Origin of the sequence: Mesorhizobium calcicola (assembly GCF_042682105.1) — a bacterium.
Lineage (GTDB): Bacteria > Pseudomonadota > Alphaproteobacteria > Rhizobiales > Rhizobiaceae > Mesorhizobium > Mesorhizobium calcicola.
In genome coordinates this window covers 71,003-93,883 of record NZ_JBHUGY010000028.1, presented here as the reverse complement: position 1 = coordinate 93,883, position 22,881 = coordinate 71,003, and the positions used below count along the sequence as shown (strand labels likewise).

The 22,881-nt window shown below is 60.6% G+C and carries 15 protein-coding genes and 5 pseudogenes; 14 read left to right on the top strand and 6 right to left on the bottom strand.

Annotated features, from left to right (window positions below; translation table 11 throughout):
* Positions 1-6 precede the first annotated feature (6 nt).
* The 4 genes and pseudogenes from lpdA (at position 7) to ACFSQT_RS18880 (ending at position 2,732) form a co-directional block, all read left to right on the top strand.
* Positions 7-1,404: a dihydrolipoyl dehydrogenase gene (gene lpdA / locus ACFSQT_RS18895; protein WP_095088887.1), complete on the top strand. Its 1,398-nt coding sequence runs from the start codon at positions 7-9 to the stop codon at positions 1,402-1,404.
* Positions 1,405-1,829: 425 nt separating this feature from the next.
* Positions 1,830-2,153, top strand: a pseudogene (locus ACFSQT_RS18890) (DDE-type integrase/transposase/recombinase); the annotation flags it as partial.
* 61 nt (positions 2,154-2,214) lie between these two features.
* Positions 2,215-2,370 (top strand): annotated as a pseudogene (locus tag ACFSQT_RS18885) (ISKra4 family transposase); the annotation flags it as partial.
* Positions 2,371-2,450: 80 nt separating this feature from the next.
* Complete coding sequence (locus tag ACFSQT_RS18880; protein ID WP_095088783.1) at positions 2,451-2,732, top strand: DEAD/DEAH box helicase family protein; 282 nt, start codon at positions 2,451-2,453, stop codon at positions 2,730-2,732.
* Here the strand turns inward: ACFSQT_RS18880 and ACFSQT_RS18875 are convergent.
* Positions 2,661-3,563: a LysR family transcriptional regulator gene (locus ACFSQT_RS18875; RefSeq protein ID WP_095088785.1), complete on the bottom strand. Its 903-nt coding sequence runs from the start codon at positions 3,561-3,563 to the stop codon at positions 2,661-2,663. The genes ACFSQT_RS18880 and ACFSQT_RS18875 overlap by 72 nt on opposite strands.
* A gap of 108 nt (positions 3,564-3,671) precedes the next feature.
* Here ACFSQT_RS18875 and hglS point away from each other — a divergent pair, with 108 nt between their 5' ends.
* From hglS to ACFSQT_RS18845, 6 genes and pseudogenes are all read left to right on the top strand, one after another.
* Complete coding sequence (hglS, locus tag ACFSQT_RS18870) at positions 3,672-5,072, top strand: 2-oxoadipate dioxygenase/decarboxylase HglS (protein WP_095088786.1); 1,401 nt, start codon at positions 3,672-3,674, stop codon at positions 5,070-5,072.
* 9 nt (positions 5,073-5,081) lie between these two features.
* Positions 5,082-6,497: an FAD-binding oxidoreductase gene (locus ACFSQT_RS18865; protein WP_095088790.1), complete on the top strand. Its 1,416-nt coding sequence runs from the start codon at positions 5,082-5,084 to the stop codon at positions 6,495-6,497.
* Positions 6,498-6,518: 21 nt separating this feature from the next.
* Complete coding sequence (gene amaB / locus ACFSQT_RS18860) at positions 6,519-8,054, top strand: L-piperidine-6-carboxylate dehydrogenase (RefSeq protein ID WP_379020997.1); 1,536 nt, start codon at positions 6,519-6,521, stop codon at positions 8,052-8,054.
* Positions 8,055-8,064: 10 nt separating this feature from the next.
* A pseudogene (locus ACFSQT_RS18855) lies at positions 8,065-9,297 on the top strand (pyridoxal phosphate-dependent aminotransferase).
* A 36-nt stretch (positions 9,298-9,333) separates the two neighbouring features.
* Positions 9,334-10,617, top strand: a complete 1,284-nt coding sequence (locus tag ACFSQT_RS18850; RefSeq protein ID WP_095088794.1) for an NAD(P)/FAD-dependent oxidoreductase — start codon at positions 9,334-9,336, stop codon at positions 10,615-10,617.
* Between the two features lie 240 nt (positions 10,618-10,857).
* A complete protein-coding gene (locus ACFSQT_RS18845; protein WP_245331193.1) occupies positions 10,858-11,445 on the top strand; it encodes a DUF309 domain-containing protein in 588 nt (195 codons plus the stop codon).
* Between the two features lie 414 nt (positions 11,446-11,859).
* Here the strand turns inward: ACFSQT_RS18845 and ACFSQT_RS18840 are convergent, their stop codons facing one another.
* Together ACFSQT_RS18840 and ACFSQT_RS18835 are read right to left on the bottom strand one after the other, a co-directional pair.
* Positions 11,860-12,072, bottom strand: coding sequence for a cold-shock protein (locus ACFSQT_RS18840; RefSeq protein WP_095088798.1), 213 nt, complete (start codon positions 12,070-12,072; stop codon positions 11,860-11,862).
* 435 nt (positions 12,073-12,507) lie between these two features.
* On the bottom strand, positions 12,508-12,735 hold the full coding sequence (locus tag ACFSQT_RS18835) for a hypothetical protein (RefSeq protein ID WP_095088800.1): 228 nt from the start codon (positions 12,733-12,735) through the stop codon (positions 12,508-12,510).
* Positions 12,736-12,966: 231 nt separating this feature from the next.
* Between ACFSQT_RS18835 and ACFSQT_RS18830 the strand changes: the two genes are divergently transcribed.
* The gene (locus ACFSQT_RS18830; RefSeq protein ID WP_379020995.1) at positions 12,967-13,110 is read left to right on the top strand and encodes a hypothetical protein; all 144 of its coding nucleotides are present in this window, start codon (positions 12,967-12,969) and stop codon (positions 13,108-13,110) included.
* Positions 13,111-13,347: 237 nt separating this feature from the next.
* Here the strand turns inward: ACFSQT_RS18830 and ACFSQT_RS18825 are convergent, their stop codons facing one another.
* The 3 genes from ACFSQT_RS18825 to ACFSQT_RS18815 all read right to left on the bottom strand — a co-directional run bounded on the left by ACFSQT_RS18825 (position 13,348) and on the right by ACFSQT_RS18815 (position 14,825).
* Positions 13,348-13,872, bottom strand: a complete 525-nt coding sequence (locus tag ACFSQT_RS18825) for a hypothetical protein (protein WP_095088806.1) — start codon at positions 13,870-13,872, stop codon at positions 13,348-13,350.
* Between the two features lie 333 nt (positions 13,873-14,205).
* On the bottom strand, positions 14,206-14,526 hold the full coding sequence (locus ACFSQT_RS18820) for a hypothetical protein (protein ID WP_095088810.1): 321 nt from the start codon (positions 14,524-14,526) through the stop codon (positions 14,206-14,208).
* Between the two features lie 41 nt (positions 14,527-14,567).
* On the bottom strand, positions 14,568-14,825 hold the full coding sequence (locus ACFSQT_RS18815) for a hypothetical protein (protein WP_095088813.1): 258 nt from the start codon (positions 14,823-14,825) through the stop codon (positions 14,568-14,570).
* Between the two features lie 466 nt (positions 14,826-15,291).
* Between ACFSQT_RS18815 and ACFSQT_RS18810 the strand changes: the two are divergent.
* The 3 genes and pseudogenes from ACFSQT_RS18810 to ACFSQT_RS18800 form a co-directional block, all read left to right on the top strand.
* Positions 15,292-16,590 (top strand): annotated as a pseudogene (locus ACFSQT_RS18810) (DUF4011 domain-containing protein); the annotation flags it as partial.
* A gap of 86 nt (positions 16,591-16,676) precedes the next feature.
* The gene (locus ACFSQT_RS18805; protein WP_379020993.1) at positions 16,677-18,017 is read left to right on the top strand and encodes an IS1380 family transposase; all 1,341 of its coding nucleotides are present in this window, start codon (positions 16,677-16,679) and stop codon (positions 18,015-18,017) included.
* Between the two features lie 172 nt (positions 18,018-18,189).
* Positions 18,190-22,878, top strand: a pseudogene (locus ACFSQT_RS18800) (DUF3320 domain-containing protein); the annotation flags it as partial.
* Between the last annotated feature and the right edge of the window lie 3 nt (positions 22,879-22,881).

Here is a 22,881-nt window from a genome sequence, read left to right as displayed (position 1 = left end):
ATGCCGATGATCGAGACACAGCATGCCGACCTCATCGTCATCGGCGCAGGACCCGGAGGGTATGCGGCAGCGTTCCGTGCCGCCGACCTCGGCCGATCGGTCGTTCTGGTCGACGGCAGGAGCACGCTCGGCGGCGTATGCCTCAACGAAGGCTGCATTCCCTCGAAAGCCCTGCTGCACGCCGCGCGCGTCATTCACGAAGCGAGCCATATCGGCGCTTGGGGCATCTCGTTCGGCCATCCGAAGACGGACATAGACGCGCTGCGAGCGCGAAAGGACGCGATCGTTTCGCAACTCACCGACGGACTGGGCCAACTCGCCAGGCGCCGCAAGGTCCGGGTCGTCACCGGGCGCGCGGCGTTCGTCCGCGATGACGAGCTGGCCGTAACGACCGCGGACGGCGGGATCGAGCGCTGGACATTCGGCCAGGCGATCATCGCCGCGGGATCCTCGTCCATGCAACTGCCGGGCTGGCCGCAAGACAGCCGCATATGGGATTCGACTGCGGCGCTCGAACTCCGCTTCGTGCCACGCCGCCTGGCAATCGTCGGCGGCGGCATCATCGGGCTCGAGATGGCGACGATCTATTCGGCTCTCGGATCCTCCGTCACCGTGATCGAGTTGGCCGGCCAGGTCGCGCCGGGCGCGGAAGCCGACGCGGCCGACCTGATCAACGCGTCGCTCGAAGCCAGGAGCTGCATCGTCCACACCGGCACGCGGGTCATCAGTATCAAGGCCAGCGCGAAGAGCGTCAGGCTCTCTTGCGAAGGCGGTTACGCAGGCACTGTCGAAGCGGACGCCGTGATTCAGGCCGTCGGCCGGCGAGCGAGCACCGCGGCGATCGCCGCCGTAAAGGCCGGTATTGAGGTAAGGCCTGATGGAGCGGTTATTGTCGATGCGCTGTGCCGCACGAACCGCTACAACATCTTTGCCGTAGGCGACATAACCGGCGGGCCTATGCTGGCGCATCGCGCGACGCATCAGGGCAAGGTCGCCGCCGAGGTGGCCTGCGGCCACGCCAGCGCCTTCGACACGGCCTTCGTTCCCTTTGTCGCTTACACCAATCCCGAACTGGCCTGGGTCGGCCCGACCACGGCACAGCTGAAGGCAGCCGGCGTCGCCCACAAGGTCGCCAGGTTCCCATGGGCGGCCAGCGGCAGGAACCTCGCGTCCGGTGGCGGTGACGGCCTGACCATGATCGCCTACGCACCGGAAAGCGGCCGCGTCCTCGGCGCCACAATCGTCGGCCCGGGCGCCGGCGAACTGCTGGCGGAGGTCGGGCTCGCCCTGGAAATGGGCGCAACGCTTACCGACCTCGCGCTGACGGTGCACGCCCACCCCACCCTGTCCGAAACGGTGGCGTTCGCGACCGAAAGAGCCCTGGGAAGGTTGGCTGAACTATGATGCCGAGGGTCCGATCAAGCAGGCTATGCGTTTACAGAAAATCCTCAATGACCTAAGTCTCATGAGTGACTGAACTTACACACATCGACTGCATCAGGGTTTTTGGCACAGGTCTCAGAAATTTAAAAAGCTACTGAAATCGAAACTTGAAACAATGGCGCAACTTATATCAACTATTAGAAATTTTACGACGCGTATTAGTTTGCTACTTTTACGAAGGGCTCCACGATGGCTCCAGGTTTCATTTCTCATTTTAGTTTTTGTCTATCTCCTTGTTAATGTCTACCTGCTCCATTGAGCAGGACGGAGGATGGGTATCGATGCTTCTTGATCGACTTGAAGGCCATTTGCTCAGTCCTCGGGCATGCGCTTCAGATTGCGCAGTTTCCAGCTTGCGGCAGGCAGTTTTTCCGCACCGTCGATGTCGAGCATTGCGTCGTCATCGACGGCAGCCAGACCACGAGGCGATCGTTTCCTGCGATGCGACAAGCCGATTGCAGGACCGCTCGCGGCGCTGGTTGAAGCCGATCGCAATGCGGAAAAGTCGATATTTGAACAATCACATCGAGCAGGACCATCGGCGCATCAAGCGCCGCGTGCGACCGATGCTCGGCTTCAAATCTCCAGCGACCGCCAACATCATCCTGTCCGGCATCGAAATGGTCCACATGATGCGCAAACGACAGGCAAGGTACGCCTTCACTCCAGATCCGTCGCTGGCCGAGCAGTTCGACATCCTCGCCGCATAATCAAGGCTATTTTCCCATGATTCGGCCCTTAAGCCATGCCCGCGAAAGTTTGCAACACAACCAGAAACAGCAGATGCAGTGGAGCAGGATTGGCGCGCATCTTCTGCTGCAAACCCGCACGCAGACCCTAGACGGTTCCCTCCGCTCGACCTTCCGCCAATGGTATCCCGGCATGGCCAACGACAATCACGAGCACAGAGAAACCGGCACCGCATGACCGCCCCACAAATCCTCATGCTCACCAATTTCGGAGCGATAATTCCTTCTTCAACAGCGGCGTGAACCTCCAGTTCCCTGATGAAGGTCATCAAGGAGCGGGAAGCCCATCTGTCGAAGGCCACGAATTTTCGCGCTCCGGAGCTGGCACTTGAACTGAAGCCCGGCACCGGCAAGACTGAGACCAGGCTCGCACTCAATACCCATCAGCGCTTCGAGCGACTGCTGGTGGTGGTGCCGACGGACGCCATACGCGAGCAGATCGCCAGAACAAGAGGAACACCACCACCGTTACATCGCATTGGTCACTTGTCCGAGCAGCCATGCGGTAAGATCCTGCACCAGCGGATTCGTCTTTTTTGATTCCGGCACGACGACGTAGTAGCTGTTCTCGGTCATCATTGGCAGGTCGAGGATCACGGCGAGTTCACCGGACATCAGCTCGCGCTCGATCAGATAACGCGGCAGAAGCGCGTAGCCCATCCCGCCTATCACGGCTTCTATGATCATCGAAAACTGATCGAAACGGTGTCCCCGGCAAGCCAATTCCGCCGGCAGGCCGGCCCGTTCGAACCACTGCGACCATAGCTTGGGGCGCGTGGCCAGATGGAGCAAGGATTCACCAAGAAGGTCAGCCGGGACCTTCTTCGCCGCAGAAGGCGACAGCGCCGCGCTTGCTACCGGTACGATAGATTCGCTGCACAGATAAGTGCAGGTGCCGCGCGCCCAGACCGGCTGCCCATAGTGGATTGCGAGGTCGAAATTCTCCTCCTCGAAATCGAACGGCGCCGATCTGGAACCGACATTCAGGATCGTCCCCGGGTGTTGGCTGAGGAAATCAGGCAGGCGCGGGCTGAGCCAGCGGCTGCCGAATGTCGGCAAGGTTGCGATGCTGAGACCTACTCTGGCCTCCGCCGAGGACATTGCCCGCAGCATCGTCTCTTCGGTCTGCTGCAAAAGTTTTCGCGCCTCCGGCAAAAAGCGCTGCCCATCCTCGGAAAGCACCACCCGTTGGCGGATCCGCTCAAACAGCAGCGCGCCGAGATGGTTCTCGAGATCCTTGACTTGCCGGCTGACCGCGCTCTGCGTCAGGTTCAATTCACCCGCTGCACGCGTGAAGCTGGCGTGCCGCGCGGCACACTCAAATGCCTGGATCGCCACCAGATCCGGTATCAGTCGTCTGTTGAGTGTCATGCGTAACTCGCATCAACCTAGTCGAAACTGTCGCAATCTTTGCAGCATGAAATCCAGTATCAGCTTTTTCAGGAATGATCTGCCCTTTTTTGAGCGAGGTCGCGCGTCATGGACAGCCGTGGGTTTGTTACACCCGATCACATCCGTTCAGCCTTTTCGGCGGCGATGTCGGCCATGTACAGGACCGAGGTCCCCGCCTACGGCACGCTGATGGACCTGGTCGCCTCGGTCAATGACGAGACCCTGAGGTCTGATCCCGAGCTTCGGCAGCGCCTGGAAGCGATGGACTCACTCGACCGAATTTCGGAGGAACGGCATGGCGCGATCCGGCTCGGAACGCCGGCCGAACTCTCGATGATGCGGCGCGTGTTCGCCGTGATGGGCATGGTCCCGGTAGGGTACTATGACCTGAGCCCGGCTGGTGTGCCGGTTCACTCCACCGCCTTCCGCCCCGTCGGAGCCGAGGCGCTGAGCCGCAATCCGTTCCGCGTCTTCACTTCGCTGCTCAGGATCGACCTCATCGACGACGAGACCTTGCGTGCCGAGGCCGAGCGCATCCTGTCCGAGCGCAGGATTTTCACGGGTGGAGCGTTGGCGCTCACCGAGAAGGCCGAACGGCAAGCTGGCCTGCACGAAGACGATGCGGATCGTTTTGTCGCCGAAATACTCGAAACTTTCCGGTGGCACGATCAGGCCTGCGTCAGTCTTGACATGTACAACAGCCTGCATCAGGCGCATCGCTTGATCGCGGATGTGGTCTCGTTCAGAGGTCCGCACATCAATCATCTCACGCCGCGCACGCTCGATATCGATGCCGTTCAGGTTGGCATGCCGGCGCATGGCATAGCGCCGAAGGCAATCGTGGAGGGCCCTCCACCTCGGCTTTGCCCGATCCTGCTCAGGCAGACTTCGTTCAAGGCACTGGATGAGGTGGTGTCGTTCAACGCAGGGGACGGCGCCTGGGTGGCAGGCTCGCATACCGCGCGCTTCGGCGAGATCGAGCAGCGCGGCATAGCGCTGACACCCAAGGGGCGCGCCCTTTACGACAGTCTGCTGGAGGCCACGCGCGCAATCATCCGACCGGCTGCCGACGGGTCGAACGCGGCCGACTACGCACAAACACTTTCACGGACATTCGAGGCGTTCCCCGATACATGGGAAGGCATCCGGGCCGCGAATCTGGGATACTTCAGATACTCCCTGACGGAGCGCGGGCGGCATACCGGCAGTGTCATGACTGACGACTTCGAGCACCTTGTCGCAGAAGGTTTCTTCCGTTTCGACCCAATCGTCTACGAGGATTTCCTGCCTGTCAGCGCCGCCGGCATCTTCCAGTCGAATCTTGGCGACGGGGCAACCCAGGAATTTGTCGCCAGTCCCAACCAGAAGCGCTTTGAAAGCGATCTCGGTGTTGGCGTGCTGAACGAGTTCGAGCACTACGCCGCCATCGAACAGGCGTCGATCGAGACCTGTCGCCAAGCGCTCGGCGGCCTCCGGGCTGCGGAATAGGCGCCCTGGATGATCGACGAAAGACACAAATCCGCATTGGTGGAGATCCTTGGCGAAAATGGCGTCATCATGGATCGGGCCGCCATGGCAGCCTACGAGATCGGTGCGCGCCACGATCACGGTCATGCGGCGCTGGTGCTGCGCCCTGGCACTACGGCGGAAATGTCCGCCTGCGTTGCCTATTGCGTCCGGCAGCGTATCGCGCTCGTGCCGCAATCGGGCAACACAGGGCTGGTCTCGGGCTCGACACCGGATGCCAGCGGATCGCAGATCGTGCTCAGCTTGGATCGAATGACGCGCCGTTTCGATCTCGACATCGACAATCGATCGTTGCGCGTCGATACCGGAATTTTGCTGTCCGAGGTCAATGCCCGGCTTGAGCCGAGTGGGCTTTTCTTTCCGGTCGACCTTGGCGCTGATCCGCGCCTCGGGGGCATGCTGGCGACCAATACCGGCGGCACGCGCTTTCTCCGGTATGGCGATGTGCGTAAGAACACGCTTGGCGTGAAGGTCGTTCTGGCCGACGAGACCGGTACGGTTGTCGATCTAATGTCTGGATTACGCAAAAACAACACCGGTGTCGACTGGAAGCAGCTTTTCGTCGGCACGGCTGGCGCCTTCGGCATCGTCACAGAATGCGAACTTAATCTCGAGCGACTGCCAAAACAGGTCGCGACAACCTATCTGGTGCCGAGCGGCAGTGTCGCTGTCATGCCCCTGCTGCGGACGATCGAGGAGCGCCTCGGATCGTATCTTTCCGCCTTCGAAGGCATGTCGAAAAACGCGATTGGCGCTGCTCTCGCCCATGTTGCGTCGCTGCGAAATCCGTTCCAGAACGGTCAAATTCCCGACTATGTGATCCTGGCCGAGATTTCCCGAAGCTGGGCGCCGCGCGACGGCGAGCAGCCGATCGACGCGGTCCTGGAAAGCGTGCTTGCCGATATTCTGCAAGGCGACGATGCGCTGTTGGCCGACGCCTTCGTTGGTCCCGCGCATGAGATGTGGGCGCTACGGCACGCGCTGTCGGAAGGCGTGAAGCATGCCGGTCGGCTGGTGGCTTTCGATCTGTCGTTCCGCAGAGCCGACGTTCTGGCCTTCTGTGAGTGGATGAAGGCCGAGCTGCCTCGGCAATTTGCCGGTGTCGACATCTTCGACTTTGGCCATATCGGCGATGGCGGCGTGCATTTCAATCTGGTGGCTAGCGATGCAAGTCAGGTCGATGCCGCCTTCGAACAGCGGCTGCGTGACTGGGTCTATTCGGTCGCTGTCGACCGGTTCGGCGGCAGTTTCAGTGCCGAGCACGGCGTCGGCCGCAAGAACCAGGCCTATTACGATCGCTATACCCCACAAAAGAGCAGGGACCTTGCCGCGGGCCTGAAGCGACTGACGTCGCCAGGCAGCCTCGGCTCGGTCTGTTTTGGATAATCAGGAACAGGAGTTCGTCGGATGAACATTACAGTTAAGTCGGTGGATGTAGCCAAGGAAACGGCCGAGCTTCTGGCGAAACTGGGTGTGGCCAAGGACGCACTTGTTGGCGGCGACCTGATCGTGCGCAGTCCGGTGACGGGTGAGCAGATCGCGGCGCTGAAGACGATCTCGCCGGCCGACGCGGCCAAGACCATCGATGCCGCGCACAAAGCGTTCCACGCGTGGCGGATGGTGCCGGGCCCGCGGCGCGGCGAGCTGGTGCGGCTGCTCGGTGAGGAGCTGCGCATGCACAAGGCCGAGCTTGGCCGGCTGGTCTCGATCGAGGTCGGCAAGATCCCGTCCGAGGGGCTTGGCGAAGTGCAGGAGATGATCGACATCTGCGATTTCGCCGTCGGTCTGTCCCGGCAATTGTACGGCCTGACCATCGCCACCGAGCGCCCGGGCCATCGCATGATGGAAACCTGGCATCCGCTCGGCGTCGTCGGCGTCATTTCCGCCTTCAACTTCCCGGTCGCGGTGTGGTCGTGGAACGCAGCCTTGGCACTGGTTTGCGGCGACGCGGTGGTGTGGAAGCCGTCGGAGAAGACGCCGCTGACGGCGCTCGCCTGCGAAGCGATTTTTGCACGCGCGGTAAAGCGTTTTGGCACCGACGCGCCGCAGGGCTTGGCACCGGTGCTGATTGGTGACCGCGCCGTCGGCGAGATACTGGTCGATCATCCCAAGGTGCCGCTGGTATCGGCCACCGGCTCGACGCGCATGGGCCGCGACGTTGGCCCGCGGCTGGCCAAGCGCTTTGCCCGCGCGGTGCTCGAACTCGGCGGCAACAATGCCGGCATCGTCTGCCCGACCGCCGATCTCGACATGGCGCTGCGCGCGATTGCCTTCGGCGCGATGGGCACGGCGGGACAGCGCTGCACGACGCTGCGGCGCCTGTTCGTGCATGACAGCGTCTATGACGCCCTGGTTCCACGTCTAAAGAAGGCTTACGAAAGTGTGACGGTCGGCAATCCCCTGGAGACCTCTTCACTGGTCGGGCCGCTGATCGACAAGGCTGCCTTCGACGCCATGCAGAAGGCGCTGAAGGAGGCAGGTTCACATGGCGGCAAGGTGACCGGCGGCGCCCGGGTCGAGAACGGCCATCCGGATGCCTATTACGTGCATCCGGCGCTGGTCGAAATGCCGAAACAGGTTTCGCCGGTGACGGAAGAGACCTTCGCGCCGATCCTCTATGTGATGAAATATTCCGATTTCGACACCGTGCTCGACGAGCACAATGCAGTCGGCGCCGGCCTGTCGTCGTCGATCTTCACCCGCGACCTGCAGGAATCCGAGCGCTTCCTCGGCGTCGACGGCTCGGACTGCGGCATCGCCAACGTCAACATCGGCACGTCGGGTGCAGAGATCGGCGGGGCCTTCGGTGGCGAGAAGGAAACCGGCGGCGGCCGTGAGAGCGGCTCCGATGCCTGGAAGGCCTATATGCGCCGCGCCACCAACACGGTGAATTATTCCAAGGCGCTGCCGCTGGCCCAAGGCGTCTCGTTCGACATCGACTGAGGATCAACCAATGACCGTCAGCACAAGGATCGATCAGGCCGGCTTCGTGCCTGCCTCGCGTCTATCGACGATCGGCGTTTCGCCGATCCTGAAGATCGGCGCCCGCGCTCAGGCCTTAAAGCGCGACGGAGCGCCGATGATCATCCTGGGAGCGGGTGAGCCGGATTTCGACACGCCCGACAATGTGAAGCAGGCGGCCTGCAGTGCCATCCAACGCGGCGACACCAAATACACCGCGCTCGATGGCACGCCGGAACTCAAGCGGGCGATCCGGGAAAAATTCCGCCGTGAGAACGGCCTCGACTATGCGGTAGACGAGATCACGGTGGCTGCCGGTGCCAAGCCGATACTGTTCAATGCGATGATGGCGACGGTGAACTGCAGCGATGAGGTCATCATCCCGACGCCGGCATGGACTTCCTATGCCGATATCGTCGCCATCGCCGAGGGCAGCCCCGTCTTCGTCCCTTGTGAAGCGGAGGCTGGGTTCAGGCTGACGGCAAGTCAGCTCGAGGCAGCGATTACGCCGAGGACAAAATGGCTGCTCCTGAATTCACCCTCCAATCCGTCCGGCGCCGCCTACAGCGAGGCCGACTATCGACCTCTGATCGAGGTGCTCCTGCGGCATCCGCATGTCAGCCTACTGGTGGACGATATGTACGAGCATATCATCTATGACGGTTTTCGTTTCGTCACCCCGGTGGCGCTGGAACCGCGCCTGAAGGCGCGGTCGCTGACCGTAAACGGCGTTTCGAAGGCCTATGCCATGACCGGATGGCGGATCGGCTACGCCGGCGGGTCGCGAGAGCTGGTCAAGGCGATGGCGGTGGTGCAGAGCCAGTCGACCTGCTGCCCGTCATCTGTCAGCCAGGCTGCCGCTGCCGAGGCCCTGTCCGGCCCTTAGCACTTCCTGAAGGAAAGAACCGAGAGTTTTCGTCGCCGCCGCGATCTCACTGTTGACGGATTGAACGCGATCGAAGGCATCGACTGTCGCAATCCGGAGGGGGCCTTCTACACCTTTGCCAGTTGTGCAGACCTGATCGGCAAATCGACGCCAGCCCGCAAGTGGATCGAAACTGACAATGATTTCTGCAACTACCTGCTCGAGGAGGCCAGTGTCGCGGTTGTCCCAGGCGCTGCTTTCGGCCTATCACCTTTCTTCCGCATTTCCTATGCGACATCCGAAGCCGAGTTGAGAGAAGAAATCCTGCGCATCTCCGCAGCATGCGCGCGACTCGCCTAGGCGACCAATCTTAAAAAATGCACTCGGAACCGTTCGATGCTGAATGACCCCCGCTCTCACGGCCTTTGGGAGGCGACCGCGCCGCAGGCTCCTATAACGGCTGCACTCGACCGGCAAATTTCCGCCGATGTGGTTGTCGTCGGTGGTGGGTATACCGGCATGTCATGCGCGCTGCACTTGGCAGAAGCCGGACGCCAGGTCGTCCTGCTGGAAGGCCGCGAGATCGGTTTCGGCGGCGCCGGGCGTAATGTCGGGTTGATCAATGCCGGCCTGTGGCTGATGCCGGACGACCTTACCGCCAAGCTCGGGTCCATTCACGGCGAGCGGCTGCTGAGGCTGCTCGGTGAGGGTCCGGCAATGGTCATGGACCTCATCGATAGACATCGCATCGACTGTGAATTGGAACGAAACGGCACGCTCCACTGCGCGGTAGGCCAAGCCGGGTTGATGGAGATTCGGGAGCGCGAGGCACAGTGGCAAAGAAGAGGCGCGCCGGTGGAGGTACTCGACGCCGACGAAACGAAAAAGAGGCTAGGCACCCGGGCCTATGCGGCTTCACTGCTCGATCGACGTGCCGGTACACTCCAGCCGCTCGCATACGCGCGTGGCCTCGCCCAGGCCTGCCTCCGCGCCGGGGCGATAATCTGCACCTCCAGTCCAGTTGTGGCAGCTGGCAAAAAGAACGGTCGATGGACGTTGCGTACCACGAATGGCGCGGTCGAGGCCGAATGGGTGGTGGTCGCCACTGACGCCTACAGCACCGGACCATGGACAAGCGTCCGCAACGAACAGGTACATCTACCTTACTTCAACCTGGCGACCAAGCCGCTCGGGGCCGAGCTGTTACAGTCCATCCTGCCAGGACGAGAAGGCACGTGGGACACCAAAACGATCCTCTCTTCGTTCCGGCTGGATAAAGCGGGGCGGCTGGTGTTCGGCAGCGTCGGCGCGCTACGCAACACGGGCACTGCCATCCACAAGGCTTGGGCGCGCCGTGCCCTGTCGAAACTCTATCCGCAGCTTCGCGATGCGGAGTTCGAGTATGAGTGGTACGGACAGATCGGCATGACCACGGATGCAATGCCGAGATTCCACAAGCACGCCCAAAACGTCATCGGTTTCTCAGGCTACAACGGCCGCGGCATTTCGCCCGGCACGGTGTTCGGTCGAGAGCTGGCACTTCTGATCCTTGGCGAAAAGACCGAGACTGAACTGGCCTTGCCGCAATCTGAACTGCAAGAAATCTCCTCACTTGGCCTCAGGGAAGCGTATTACGAGGTCGGCGCGCAAATCGCCCATCTGACGTCGGCATGGCATTAAAGTACCGGTTCTTGTGGCAAGGGGCCCATGCCCCGCACAGGCATTGAACGTCTCAATTGGCCGAAGAACGAACCCGCGACGTGGGATGGGCGTGCGCGATAAGATCACGAACTGATCGTTGTTCGCAGTGTGCGTCGTTCGGCCGAGGCAGAGCATATGGGGCTTCTTGCTGGCGGCTATTGCTAAGTGTCATTCCTGATGCGTTGGAACTGACGTCAGTTCAGGTCTCGGCCGTGCTATATGTATTTGATGGCTATTGGTTCGATGTTGCGCCCGCGCTGCCTGCCGGAAAGGCGCTTTCCATCCTATGCGTATCTGCCGGGCAAGCAACCGCATCCCGTGCGCGATCCCGCAGGACACAGCTACCACAGCGAAGCCGTGCCGGTCCCTGCAAAAGCGTCGCTTGAGTCAGACATGTTCCTATGGGGTCTCGACCTGTTCAATCACGGCTATTACTGGGAAGCCCATGAGGCTTGGGAAGGTCTTTGGCAGGTCGCGGATCGAGGCGATCCGCTCCGGATGCTCTTCAAGGGATTGATCCTGTTATCGGCGGCCGGCGTGAAGATCCGGGAGGGCAAGCATGCCGCGGCGGTGCGTCATGCCGGGCGTGCCGCTGGACTCCTTCACCTGCTGATGGACACGACGGATCAAACCTTCGCGCGCGCGCTCGGCATGTTGCCCGCAGCGCTTGCCGAACAAGCCAGAGCCGCGGCAGGCATACCCGCAAACCTGCAGGCGACTGCGCTCGGTCAGCCTCAACCCGTGTTTGATTTCATTCTCGGCCAAGGTTCGACAGACGACCTGTCAGAACGTGCCTCCACGTGGTGACCTGACGAATAGAAAAGGCCGGACTGTTAAGCCCGGCCAAGTATGAAGGTTCAAAACCTCCAGAGGGGAACGCGTCGGACGCGATGGGAGGAGGCATCCGATGCGATGTGCATATGGGTCAGCTACGGTGACGTTTCAACGACACGGCGGTGGACCACCGTGGCCGCGCTGTAGAGCCAAGCAAGCAATAAGCTCGGGCGTACCGGCCTGCCCAGTCTCGCCGGATCGCCATCAGCATCCTATAATCCATCCCATATCCAAAAGGCGGGAAGATATCCCGCCTTTTATTGCCAAACAAACTGATTTCACATGATCGTTTGAAGACTTGCAGCAATCCGCTGCCCCGGCCCTCGGATCTATCATCCTTCGTGCGCTCTTGGCGCAGCCGCCAGTACATCCGTGACTACGAGAAAATTAGCCTGCTTTGCTCAGATTGCCGGCAGAGGACTTGCCGGTGCGGCGGTCCTGCTCGATCTCAAAATTGATCTTCTGGCCATCGACGAGGGTGCCGAGACCCGCGCGCTCCACAGCGGAGATGTGGACGAAAACGTCCTGACCACCATTGTCGGGCTGAATGAATCCAAAACCCTTGGTGCTATTGAACCACTTCACGGTTCCAGTCGCCATATGCGTATTCCTTATGTCAGTTGCTCAGTCGGGCTGCGAAGCCAAACCAGTTCATATCAAAATTTTGGAGAAAGACACAGCAAGGACGATGTATCTGTACCGGGCTGTAGGTCTCGGGCAGCAGATTCCGCCTGGCTTCGGCCGCCCGCGCCGCGTGAAGGTCGAGAGCCTTGCCGGAACCTAGGCTTCGGAAGACATTGCCTGGACCCCGGTACATTCGTCAGGCCGATCTTCTCAGCGACATGCTCATCGCTCACTTTGGGATTTCTAGGTGGCGCATGTCTGAAAGCGGTCATCAGTGATGCCAAGAGAGGCTTCTCGCAGCGACGATTGAATGCGCGGCCAAGCGAGTCCGGTGGGCGACTGTCGACTTCGCCCTTCGCGTCAAGACAAGCAGTAAGCAGCTGCGTTACGAGCCACGGTGGACTTATTTATTCAGCCTACCCGCCGCAAATCCTGCTGTCGCGCCCTGGCTGCTATGAGCAAGCAGGTTTCGTCGCTAAGTCCGGTCTGGAAACGGCGCACCAGGTCAGAGGCAACATTCTCAGCTTCTGGTGATCCCGGCTGGATATCTCTCTCTTGGCAAAGCTGGTCGAAAACCGATTTCAGGCTTTCCAAGTCACTTGGATAGAGGGCTGGGTCAAGGTTGAGACGATCAATCATCTGGGCCTCCCGTGGGCTGAGATCTTGAACGACACAAAGGGGGGCGGAAAGACCGCCGACAGGACAACATGACTCCGCTGAAAGCGCTTGTCATCTAGAAAGCTGCGTATAGCTAGTGCCCGTCCACGCCTCCTGCGCCGCTGAACTCTGGAGCATCATCAAGGCGGACTGGGGCTTGATGCGGGGCATGTTTTACGCAACGCGGAGCTGCGATTCAACTTCGACAAGACCGTGTTCGACGACATGTTGCGGGTCATCAAGGAAACCCGGAACGAGCTCTTCCATAGCAAACCCATCAAGGACCGTAAGAAGGTCGTCGAGGCTTGTGAGCGCATGCGCTTCAGTTCCATCTCGGCGACTATGACGCCGAACTAGGCGCCGCCCAATGCTTGCAGATTTCGCCGACAGTCAACCGCGCGCAGCGACACGTCATCCCAGCTCGATAGATTTTTCTCTCACGACATGGTGTGTGACGACCCGGAGCCGAAGGTCGTCACGAGGATCGTCGAACGCAAATCCGATGTCCCCCGTTCGCTGTTCGACTGCATGCCGGAACCCGTGGCGACGGAGGTCTGGGAGACTCAGCGGGACGTTGCGCTGTATCTCGAGCGGCTAGCGGTGGCGGGTCAGGATTGCCGGACCCGCCTCGCTAAAGTCAGGAAGCTGCTGGCTGACCGCTAAGGTCGTCAGGCGGCGCTCCTGTTCGGCGGCGAGGAGGGCCGCCAGGTCGGCGAGTGCGGCATCGGTCACGTGCCGGACCAGAAGCTCGGTCGCCAGCGGCTCGGCAAGAACGGTCTCTCTGGTCTGTCCGGGAATCCGGAAAGGCGTGCCTGAACTGAAAACTTGGTCGTCGAGGATCTTTCTCGATCCGGACGAACGGACCGCGCCAAGCATGCTTTCGACCATGAACGCGGTCGCTTCCCCAGCGAGCTGGCGGAGTCCGTGATGCTCGGCATCTTCCTGACCGAAGCGCTCGACCATCTCGCCGGACAGCGCTGTTACGGGCTTCTCGCCATTCATGATGCGGCGCCGCATCTCCGAGAGGATCTGCGATTCCTCGGCGAGGGCCAGGAGCGCATTCCCATTCTTTAACTTCGCAGCCCTGCTGCGGATTCGTTTCGGCCATTCGGTTGACATGTCGCTTGCCTATCTGACATCACAGCAGTGATGTCTCTTATTGGAATGGGCAGCGACATACGATACCCGGGGTGACGTGTAAACAGTCCTCTCTGTTAGACATGTCTCTGAGCGCATTGCCCTTCCTGGTCGCCGCCCCAGTGTCGGATACCGAACGACTGCTTCTGCGCTTCTTCCTCGGGCGCCCCTTCCAAGACCCAGCCCTCTGAGAGTTTGCCGCGTACCGCGAAACCCGGGACCCGTTGCTCTTTGGCCCGTCATCACCGATGTACCATCTCACGGCGTTAGGCCACTTCTTCGGACTCGGCCGCTCCCCAGTTATCGGGATCGCGGTTATGCCGAGGCCGCCGTGCGCGGTAGGAACTGGCTTATGCAGCATTGAGATATTGTCCTCTCGTGCAGTTCGCGGGCGCGCTGGACCATCTGCGCCGTCGGCTGGATGCGCCAACCGGCATGTTCGTGTCCGACGCGTTCTGCGAGATACTCGTCGACGTCGGCGATCTGCATAGCGTCGACTTTCGTCAGCAGCCTCCATGCCCGGAACCGAAGCCTGTCGACACGCAGCTCGTCGTCGTCCGAAAGCTGCGTCGTCCGATGCGCGGCGTTGTCATTGGCATGGCGACCCCACAATGCCAGGCGGCGCGCCGCAGCCACGTCGTCTCAAGCAGCAATTCCACGCCCGCTCCGAACACTAGTCACAGATGCTCGGCACGAGGCAGGAAAGCCGGGAAGCCCCGGTCCCTGCGGTCGACCTCGGCCTCAGTTGGGAAGCCGCGCAGCCTGTCGAGCTTGTCAGCAGAGATCACGTGGGCACCGCGTGTCTCCGGATCGAATCCGTACTGGCACGACATCTGTCTCGTGCCGCCGATCTCGCCGGTTATGCGATGGGAATCCCATTCCGACTTCTTCAGGATGTCGCGGGACGCTGCAAAGGCGGCAGAACTCGCAGTCAAACAGGCGACTTCAACCCTCAAGCCTTGAACTGAGGGACCGGCCGCTCTCGGGTTGAGCTGCTGTCGCGTTGGGCGACTGGAAGGAGGCGCAAAGCTGTCATGCGCGGCTTCACCTGCGATTGTTTGCTTCGAGCCAAAAGGGGCGAACACCTGTGGTCCTGAAAGGAGCCGGACCAAGGCCCACCAGTTGCGTTGTCCGGACGAACGGGCGCAGTCCGGCCTCAAACGAACGACCAGCGCGGCTCAACGAAACGTGAAGCACGAGCAGCTGCCTCACCACGCAATAGCGTGCTGTCCCGGCAGCAAGGATCACAATTCCTGCAGCGGTCGACAACTGTCGAACTGACCAAGGCGGTTCGAATTTCAGGGATTTATGCTGCTGAAGAACTAAGCGGCGACAATAGCGAGAATTTACTTTCAAATTCTGGCCGCAAAGTTCTATCGTAAATGAAAAAGGGGATAGGGCATGGAAACGAGTTCAGACACTGGCGATGCCGCCGGTATATCAGCCGCGCCCGTAATAGAAGTCGTGGCGGACATCGCCGCCAGCTTTACATATGCGTCCTTCCAAAATGCTATTCCGGTGATCCGGTCTATCGCGCTCAACAACCCGACCCAGCAGGGTTTCGAAAAATGCACTCTCGACCTGACATCGAACCCACCATTTTTGCGCGCCAAGAGTTGGACGATTGATCGGATTGTTGCCGGCGACCGGCTTCCCTTAAGCGACCGAAAAATCGATCTCGACGCCAGCTATCTGGCCGGTCTCAATGAGGCTGAGCGCGGGGAGATAACGCTGCGGCTCACCTCAGGAGGCGCAGTGCTGGCCGAGCAGCGTATTGCTGTGCGCCTGCTTGCTCGCGACGAATGGGGTGGCGTCATCGATATGGCGCAATTGCTACCTGCATTCGTCATGCCGAACGACCCGGCGATCGCAGGATTGCTACGTTCCGCAGCGGAGCGGCTCGCAGCGCATGGTCATGCCTCCAGCCTCGATGGCTATCAAAGCGGCAATCCGCAACGCGCATTCATGCTGGCGGCCGCAATTTATTCGGCCGTTGCCGGTCTATCCCTGCATTATGCAGAGCCTCCTGCAAGCTTCGAAAGCCGAGGCCAAAAAATTCGACGTCCCTCAACAATTACGGCGGAGAGGCTGGCTACCTGTCTCGATGCCAGTCTGTTGTTCGCCTCTGCCCTGGAGGCGACGGGCCTGCATGCAGTCGTCCTTATGTTCCAGGGCCACGCTGCCGTCGGCGCCTGGATAACACAAAAGACGCTCGCCAACGCCATCGAGACCGATGCCATGGAGATACGCAAGGCGCTGGCATCGCGCGAACTGATCGTGTTTGAGACGACCGGTGTAACGCATCGGCCGGCGATGACGCTGGAGGCTGCGCAACGAGCAATCGAACAACGGCTCGACGAAACGCAGGTAGGCACCTTTGTCGCCGCCATCGATATCCGCCGCTCGCGTAGCGGCGGCATTACTCCGCTTGCCTCGCACGAACCGATGCGTCGCAGCGTGGATACCGAAGTGGCAACCGAAATCGCGCTGCCGCTGCCAGCGGCACCGGCCGTGACAGCCCTGCCTGCCGACATCGTCGAGGTGAAGCCGACGACAGCTGCCGGGCGGATCGACCGCTGGCAGAAAAAGCTCCTTGATTTGACACTGCGGAACCGCCTGCTCAATTTTCCGGACTCCAAGAAGACAATTCCGTTTCTTTGTACCGACGTCGGCTATCTAGCCCGGAAAATTCATGGGGGTTGGCGGATGTGGTGCAAGCCGTTGAAATGACGTAGGATTTGGTTGCTTAAGCCGATCCGAACCATTTCCCGGAGACCACACCCGCCATGAATGATCTTACGCTGCCGCTGAGCGGTTTGTCATCAGACGGCGGCAAGTCCGTCGTCGCCCGTTTTGACGGCGGCATGTTGTCCTCGAACAGTGGTGTTCTGGCTCTGGCCGAGGTGGAAAAGCGGCTGCGTGTGGCCGACCGTGTGGCGCGTTGCATCGACGATCCGCGCCGCCCGGACCAGATCATCCACAGCCTGGCGGACATGATCGGCTTTCGCATGAAGATGATCGCCGCCGGTTATGAGGATGGCAACGACGCCAACCGGCTGCGCTGCGATCCGGTCTTCAAGATGGCCCAGGATGCGCTGCCTTCGGGTCGGGATCTGGCCTCGCAATCGACGATGTGCCGGCTTGAGAACCTGCCTGGCGTGCGGGAACTGGTCGTTATGGGCCGGGCGATGGTCGACCTCTATTGCGCTTCCTTCCGCCAGGTTCCGAAGCGGATCGTGCTCGACATTGACGACACTTTTGACGCCGTGCATGGCGGCCAGCAGCTCCGCCTGTTCAATGCCCATCACGACGAATACGGCTTCCAGCCGATTGTTGTGTTCGATGGCGACGGCCGGTTCGTCGGTGCGGTCCTGCGACCAGCGAAGCGGCCGAGCGGGGCAGAAATCCGCCCCCACCTGCGCCGCCTGGTGCGGGCGATCCGCAGCAATTGGCCGAACATCCGCATCCTGATCCGGGCCGACAGCCACTATTGTAGTCCGCAGGTCATCGACTGGTGCCGCGCCAACGATGTCGACTTCATCCTCGGCGTGGCGCCCACCACGACCCTGCGCAAGCATGTCGCGGACCTGGAGAGCAGCACGATGGCGCGTTTTGAAGTGTCATCGAAGACGAACAAGGTCCGCCGCTTCAAGGAGTTCCTGGATGGCGCCGCCAGTTGGAGCCGCGTAGAGCGCATCATCGCCCGCGTCGAGGTCGGCGCCCAAGGTGCCGATACCCGCTTCATCGTCACCAACCTTGCAAGTGGCAAGGCCAAGGCGCTCTACGAGGATGTCTACTGCCGGCGCGGCGCTGCCGAGAACCACATCAAGTCGTGGAAGACGCATCTCGCCGCCGACCGCACATCCTGCACAAGAGCGACGGCCAACCAGTTCCGGCTGTTCCTGCATGCCGGCGCCTACTGGCTGATGTGGGGCCTGCGCGCCGCGATGCCGAAACGCTCGAGCTTTGCCGTCGCCCAATTCGACACGCTGCGATTGCGCCTCATCAAGATCGCCGCCCGCGTGGTCGAGATGAAAACCCAGATCCGCCTGCACCTGCCGACATCCTGCCCCGACCAGCGTATTCTGCGCATCGTCCTCAGCCGCATCCCGCAACTCGCGACATAAACGATGGGGCGCAGACGTCCCGAAACAAACCCGCCGACCTCAACCCGCAAACCCCCGCCTTCCACCACGACGGATCATCGCCGGCGCCCGACGAGGCTTGTCAAAATGCACCCCAAGGGCGGCCAGATCGCCATGCAGGCCGCCGAAAGCCGATCGCCGTGCATCAAGCGGGCTAGAGGATCGCCTGATGGCAGGCGCTTCGATCAGGCTCATATCGCTGCCCGAACAGAATCCATTGGGCGAGCGTGATGCTGCCCTCTATCGCGAAGTCCATGGACGTGACCTGCAGCGCGGTTTTGCAGCAGAAGCGCTCCTGCGCGACGAGCTCCCATCGACGCTCGATGGACACCAATTGGAATCCCGACTGATCGATCTTTACCGCCAAGTTCGCAACGACTTTGCCGAGGGCGGCGCGAATACGCTTTTCCTGGCGGTCGGCTTCCTGCGCTGGAAGAAAAAGCCGGAGGACGAGCGCAGCTATCGCGCGCCATTGTTGCTCGTGCCGGTCAAAATCGAGCGCCGCAGCGCAACATCGCGTTTTACCTTGCGCTTTCATGAAGATGAGCCGCGGTTCAACGCAACCTTGTTGCAGTTTCTTGAGCGCGACTTCGAGCTCAAACTGCCTCAGTTCTCCGGGGAGCTGCCCGAAGACGAAAGCGGCGTTGATGTGCCCCGTCTGCTAAGTCTTATGCGTCAGGCAGTGCGCGACGTCCCCGGTATGGAGGTAGTGGACGAGACGGCGCTCTCAACCTTCTCCTTCGCCAAATTCCTGATGTGGAAAGATCTGGTCGAGCGTACCGATGCTCTGCGCGAAAACCGCGTAGTACGCCACCTGATCGATACGCCGGAGATAGCGTTCGAGGGCAGTGGCGCATCATTCCGGGACGAGCGCGAACTCGACCGGCACTATGCCCCGTCCGATATCGTTTCGCTGCTGCCGGCCGACTCTTCACAGACCGCGGCAAGCCTTGCCGCCGCTGAGGGCCGCGACTTTGTCATCATCGGTCCTCCCGGCACTGGCAAGAGCCAGACCATCGCCAACATGATTGCCAACTGTCTTTCAGTTGGCAAAACTGTGCTGTTTGTGGCCGAGAAGACGGCGGCGCTCGATGTGGTGTATCGCCGCCTGCGCGAACATGGCCTGGGCGCGCATTGTCTCGAACTCCATTCCAGTAAGGCGGACCGACGCAACTTTCTCAACCAGCTCAGGATCAGCTGGGAAAGCGGCGTGCGCGTGGACGCCGCGGAGTGGATTGCGATCAATGAGCGGCTTCGCGTCCGTCGCGACGAACTGAATACCTATGTCGAAGCGCTGCATCGGCGCCATATCAATGGTCTCACGCCCTATCTGGCGCTTGGCATCGCTCTCAAGAACAAGCAACGGCATGCTCCGGGATTGTCGTGGCCTTCGCGCGATGGCCATGACGAGGCAAGCCGGCTGGCGCTGGAGCGTATTGCCGCCGAAACAGGTCTCGCATTTCAGTCAGTGGAGATGCGACCGGTCTTGCGTCTCATAGATGTCACCGAGTGGACGTCGGGCTTGCAGGATAACTTGCTCGAAGGGGCAAAGACCCTCAAGAGTGCGTCCGAGGTTCTAGCCACCGCACTCGACGCCTTCCTGGTGAGCATCGGCCTGCGCGCCAAAGGCGATGCGTCAACAGCAGAGCTCGAAGCGCTGCGAAAACTAGCAGGGGCACTCCAGGACAGTGCCGGCTATGACCTCAGCATTGTCTTTGATCGAGATTTCGCCCAGTTGCGGGGAGCCCTCGCGAGTCTCGATGATGCAATCAGGGACTATCGCAAGTCTCGCAAGGACCTGTCGGCACACTATGACGAGGCTGCTGTTGCGCGCATACGAATAGAGAACATAGAGCAGCAATGGCAACAGGCTGCTTCTGCCTTTTGGCCAAACAGTCAGTTGGGCAAACGCAAAGTCCAGAAGCTGCTTCAAGGCTATGTCACAGAGGGCGGGGCCGATCCTCAGCGGGACTTGCCACTGCTGCGCGTGATGCAGGACAGCCGCGCCACTGTCGAAGCCAACATCCTATCTGGCAAGCCGGTCGGATTTGCTGCACTTAATACCGACACCCGTAGTATCGATCAGATACTCTCGATCGCCGAAAGGCTTCGACAGACGCTACGCCTGCCCGGCCTCGGCACGGAGGATCTCAGAGCGCTCCTCCAAGCAACCGCCCCGAGCCTGCGAAGCGGTGCAGCAGATAGTACGATGCGCCATGGGGCAGCTCGCTTCCTTGCGGCTGCTACAGCATTCGAGGCTGCGAGGACCCAATTTGCGATCCCTGCTGGAAAGACGCCTTCGTGGGCAGGACATGATAACCCGCTGACCGAAATGACGACCGCGATGGGAGATTTGCTCAATGCCCGTCATCTTCTGCGGGACTGGACTTCGTGGTGCGGCATACGTCGCAGAGCTGTCAGTCAGAATCTGGGAGCGTTGGTCGACGATATCGAGGCGGGTCTAGTGCGACCAACCGAAGCTCAATCCGCGTTCCGCCTAGGCTACGTGCGCTGGTGGCTGCCGGCCACGCTGGATGCCGATCCGGTGCTGCGAGAGTTCCGGCGCTTCCAGCACGAGCATGCCATCGACGATTTCCGGGAAATCGACGATCTTGTCCGCGCTCAAGCAAGCCTTCGCGTCATCAGCGCCATCGCTCATGGTTTGCCGGCTGTGCAAAGCGTCCCTCGCAATTCCGAGTTGGGCCTGTTGCGCCATCAGATGGAATTGCAGCGGCCCAGCAGGTCAATCCGCGAGATGATCGGTGCTATGCCGTCGACCTTTGCCAAGCTCGCGCCCTGCATGCTGATGTCGCCTCTTTCAATCGCTCAATACCTACCTCCCGACCAGGCGTTGTTCGACGTAGTCATTTTCGACGAAGCATCGCAGATCACCACCTGGGACGCCGTCGGTGCCATCGCGCGGGCCCATCAAACCATAATCGTAGGCGATCCCAAGCAGTTGCCGCCCACCAATTTCTTTGGCCGCAACGAGGAGAACGAGGAAGTCGTCGAGCACGAAAAGGATCTTGAGAGCATTCTCGACGAAGCCAAAGCGGCCGGCATCCCGGTGCGTGATCTGCGCTGGCATTACCGCAGCCGCAGTGAGTCGCTGATCGCCTTCTCCAACCATCACTACTATCAGAATAGGCTCATCACCTTCCCTTCCCCAACGGTGGAAGATCGGGCAGTGCAGCTGCGAAAAATCACGACCGGCATCTACGACCGAGGAAAAAGTCGCACCAACCGCATCGAAGCCCAGGCGGTCACCGACGAGGCGGTCAGCAGGATGCGGCGTTGGCTGGCCCTTCCGGAAAAGGACCGACCCACGCTCGGAGTCATCACCTTCAACGCGCAACAGCAGTCGCTCATCCTCGACTTTTTCGACAAGGCGCGACAGATGGAGCCGGAGCTTGAATGGTTCTTTGCCGACGATCGTATTGAACCCGCCATCGTCAAGAACCTGGAAAATGTCCAGGGCGACGAGCGTGACATAATCCTGTTTTCGATCACTTTCTCGCAAGATAACGCCGGCAAGCGCTCCATGGATTTCGGCGCGCTAAATCGGGACGGCGGCGAACGCCGGCTGAACGTCGCGGTGACGCGTGCGCGGCAGGAATTGATAGTATTTTCAGGTTTTACCGCCGACCAGATCGACCCCAACCGGACAAAGGCAATCGGTGTACAGCATCTCAAAACCTTCCTCGATTTTGCCGAGCGCGGCGCCGTGGCATTGCCAGCGCAGGAACGCGGACCGGTCGGGGCTTTGGAATCCCCTTTCGAGGAGGCTGTAGCCGCCGAGCTTGAGAAGCGCGGATGGACCATCGTTCCACAAGTTGGCATTTCTGGCTTTCGAGTGGATATAGGGATCCGGCATCCCGATCTTGCCGGAGCCTATCTGGCTGGGGTCGAGTGTGACGGCGCTGCCTATCACAGTTCTGCCACGGCGCGAGATCGAGACAAGGTCCGAGAGCAAGTCCTGCGAGGCCTCGGGTGGAACATTGTCCGGGTATGGTCAACCGATTGGTGGTTTGATCTCGAAGGTTGCACCGAGAGGCTTCATGCCAGCCTGGCCGCGCTGCTCGAGGAAAGCCGTCGCAAGCAAGCTGAACAACAGGAAGGTGAAGCGGTGATCCAATGGGACATGGGACATAAGGTCGACCCCATAGACCCATTGCCAGCCGAAGAGTTTGCATCGATCGGCGAACCTGCAAGCTTGTCGATAAAATCAGAGCCAGAGCTTGTCGCCGCTCCCGTCGCGACGGTAGAGCACCCATCAGCATCTGGAGCAATTTTGCCTGCTGCCGCGAATTCGACGCATGATTCCATACCGACGGACGACCGTTATCGCCTCACAGACCTATCAGCATTCGCTACCAGCCCGGATCATTTTTACGACTTCGCCTACCGAGGCACTTTGCGGACCATGGTCGACGCAGTGATCGAACAGGAAGGCCCGCTGCGAGAAGACGTCCTTGCGCAGCGCATCGCACGGGCGCATGGCTGGCTCAGAACGGGCAACAAGATTCGGGAGCGGATCGACCTGCATCTGCGCGATTTTGATAGAACTGAAGAATCCAGCGGCAGCTTCCTATGGAAGAAGGGGACGGTGGTCGATCTGTTTGATTATCGCATGCCGTTTGACGCCTATGCCCGCCGGTCCATTGCCGACATTCCAATGGCCGAGCTAGCCGCTGTCGTCGTCGCGAACAAAGACATTCTGGAACAGTCGGATCCCGCTCTCGACCTTGCACGTATGCTCGGCGTCGAGCGACTTGCGGCGATATCACGCTCCCGGCTGGATGAGGCCATCGATCGCGCCCGGCACTACCTGGCACAGACATAGTCT

Coding starts and splice junctions, on each gene's coding strand:
- ACFSQT_RS18825 (WP_095088806.1), bottom strand. CDS start 13,872: ATGTCAACCGAATGGCCGAAACGAATCCGCAGCAGGGCTGCGAAGTTA.
- ACFSQT_RS18805 (WP_379020993.1), top strand. CDS start 16,677: ATGAATGATCTTACGCTGCCGCTGAGCGGTTTGTCATCAGACGGCGGC.
- ACFSQT_RS18865 (WP_095088790.1), top strand. CDS start 5,082: ATGATCGACGAAAGACACAAATCCGCATTGGTGGAGATCCTTGGCGAA.
- ACFSQT_RS18880 (WP_095088783.1), top strand. CDS start 2,451: ATGAAGGTCATCAAGGAGCGGGAAGCCCATCTGTCGAAGGCCACGAAT.
- ACFSQT_RS18845 (WP_245331193.1), top strand. CDS start 10,858: ATGTATTTGATGGCTATTGGTTCGATGTTGCGCCCGCGCTGCCTGCCG.
- lpdA (WP_095088887.1), top strand. CDS start 7: ATGATCGAGACACAGCATGCCGACCTCATCGTCATCGGCGCAGGACCC.
- ACFSQT_RS18840 (WP_095088798.1), bottom strand. CDS start 12,072: ATGGCGACTGGAACCGTGAAGTGGTTCAATAGCACCAAGGGTTTTGGA.
- ACFSQT_RS18835 (WP_095088800.1), bottom strand. CDS start 12,735: ATGATTGATCGTCTCAACCTTGACCCAGCCCTCTATCCAAGTGACTTG.
- ACFSQT_RS18850 (WP_095088794.1), top strand. CDS start 9,334: ATGCTGAATGACCCCCGCTCTCACGGCCTTTGGGAGGCGACCGCGCCG.
- amaB (WP_379020997.1), top strand. CDS start 6,519: ATGAACATTACAGTTAAGTCGGTGGATGTAGCCAAGGAAACGGCCGAG.
- hglS (WP_095088786.1), top strand. CDS start 3,672: ATGGACAGCCGTGGGTTTGTTACACCCGATCACATCCGTTCAGCCTTT.
- ACFSQT_RS18875 (WP_095088785.1), bottom strand. CDS start 3,563: ATGACACTCAACAGACGACTGATACCGGATCTGGTGGCGATCCAGGCA.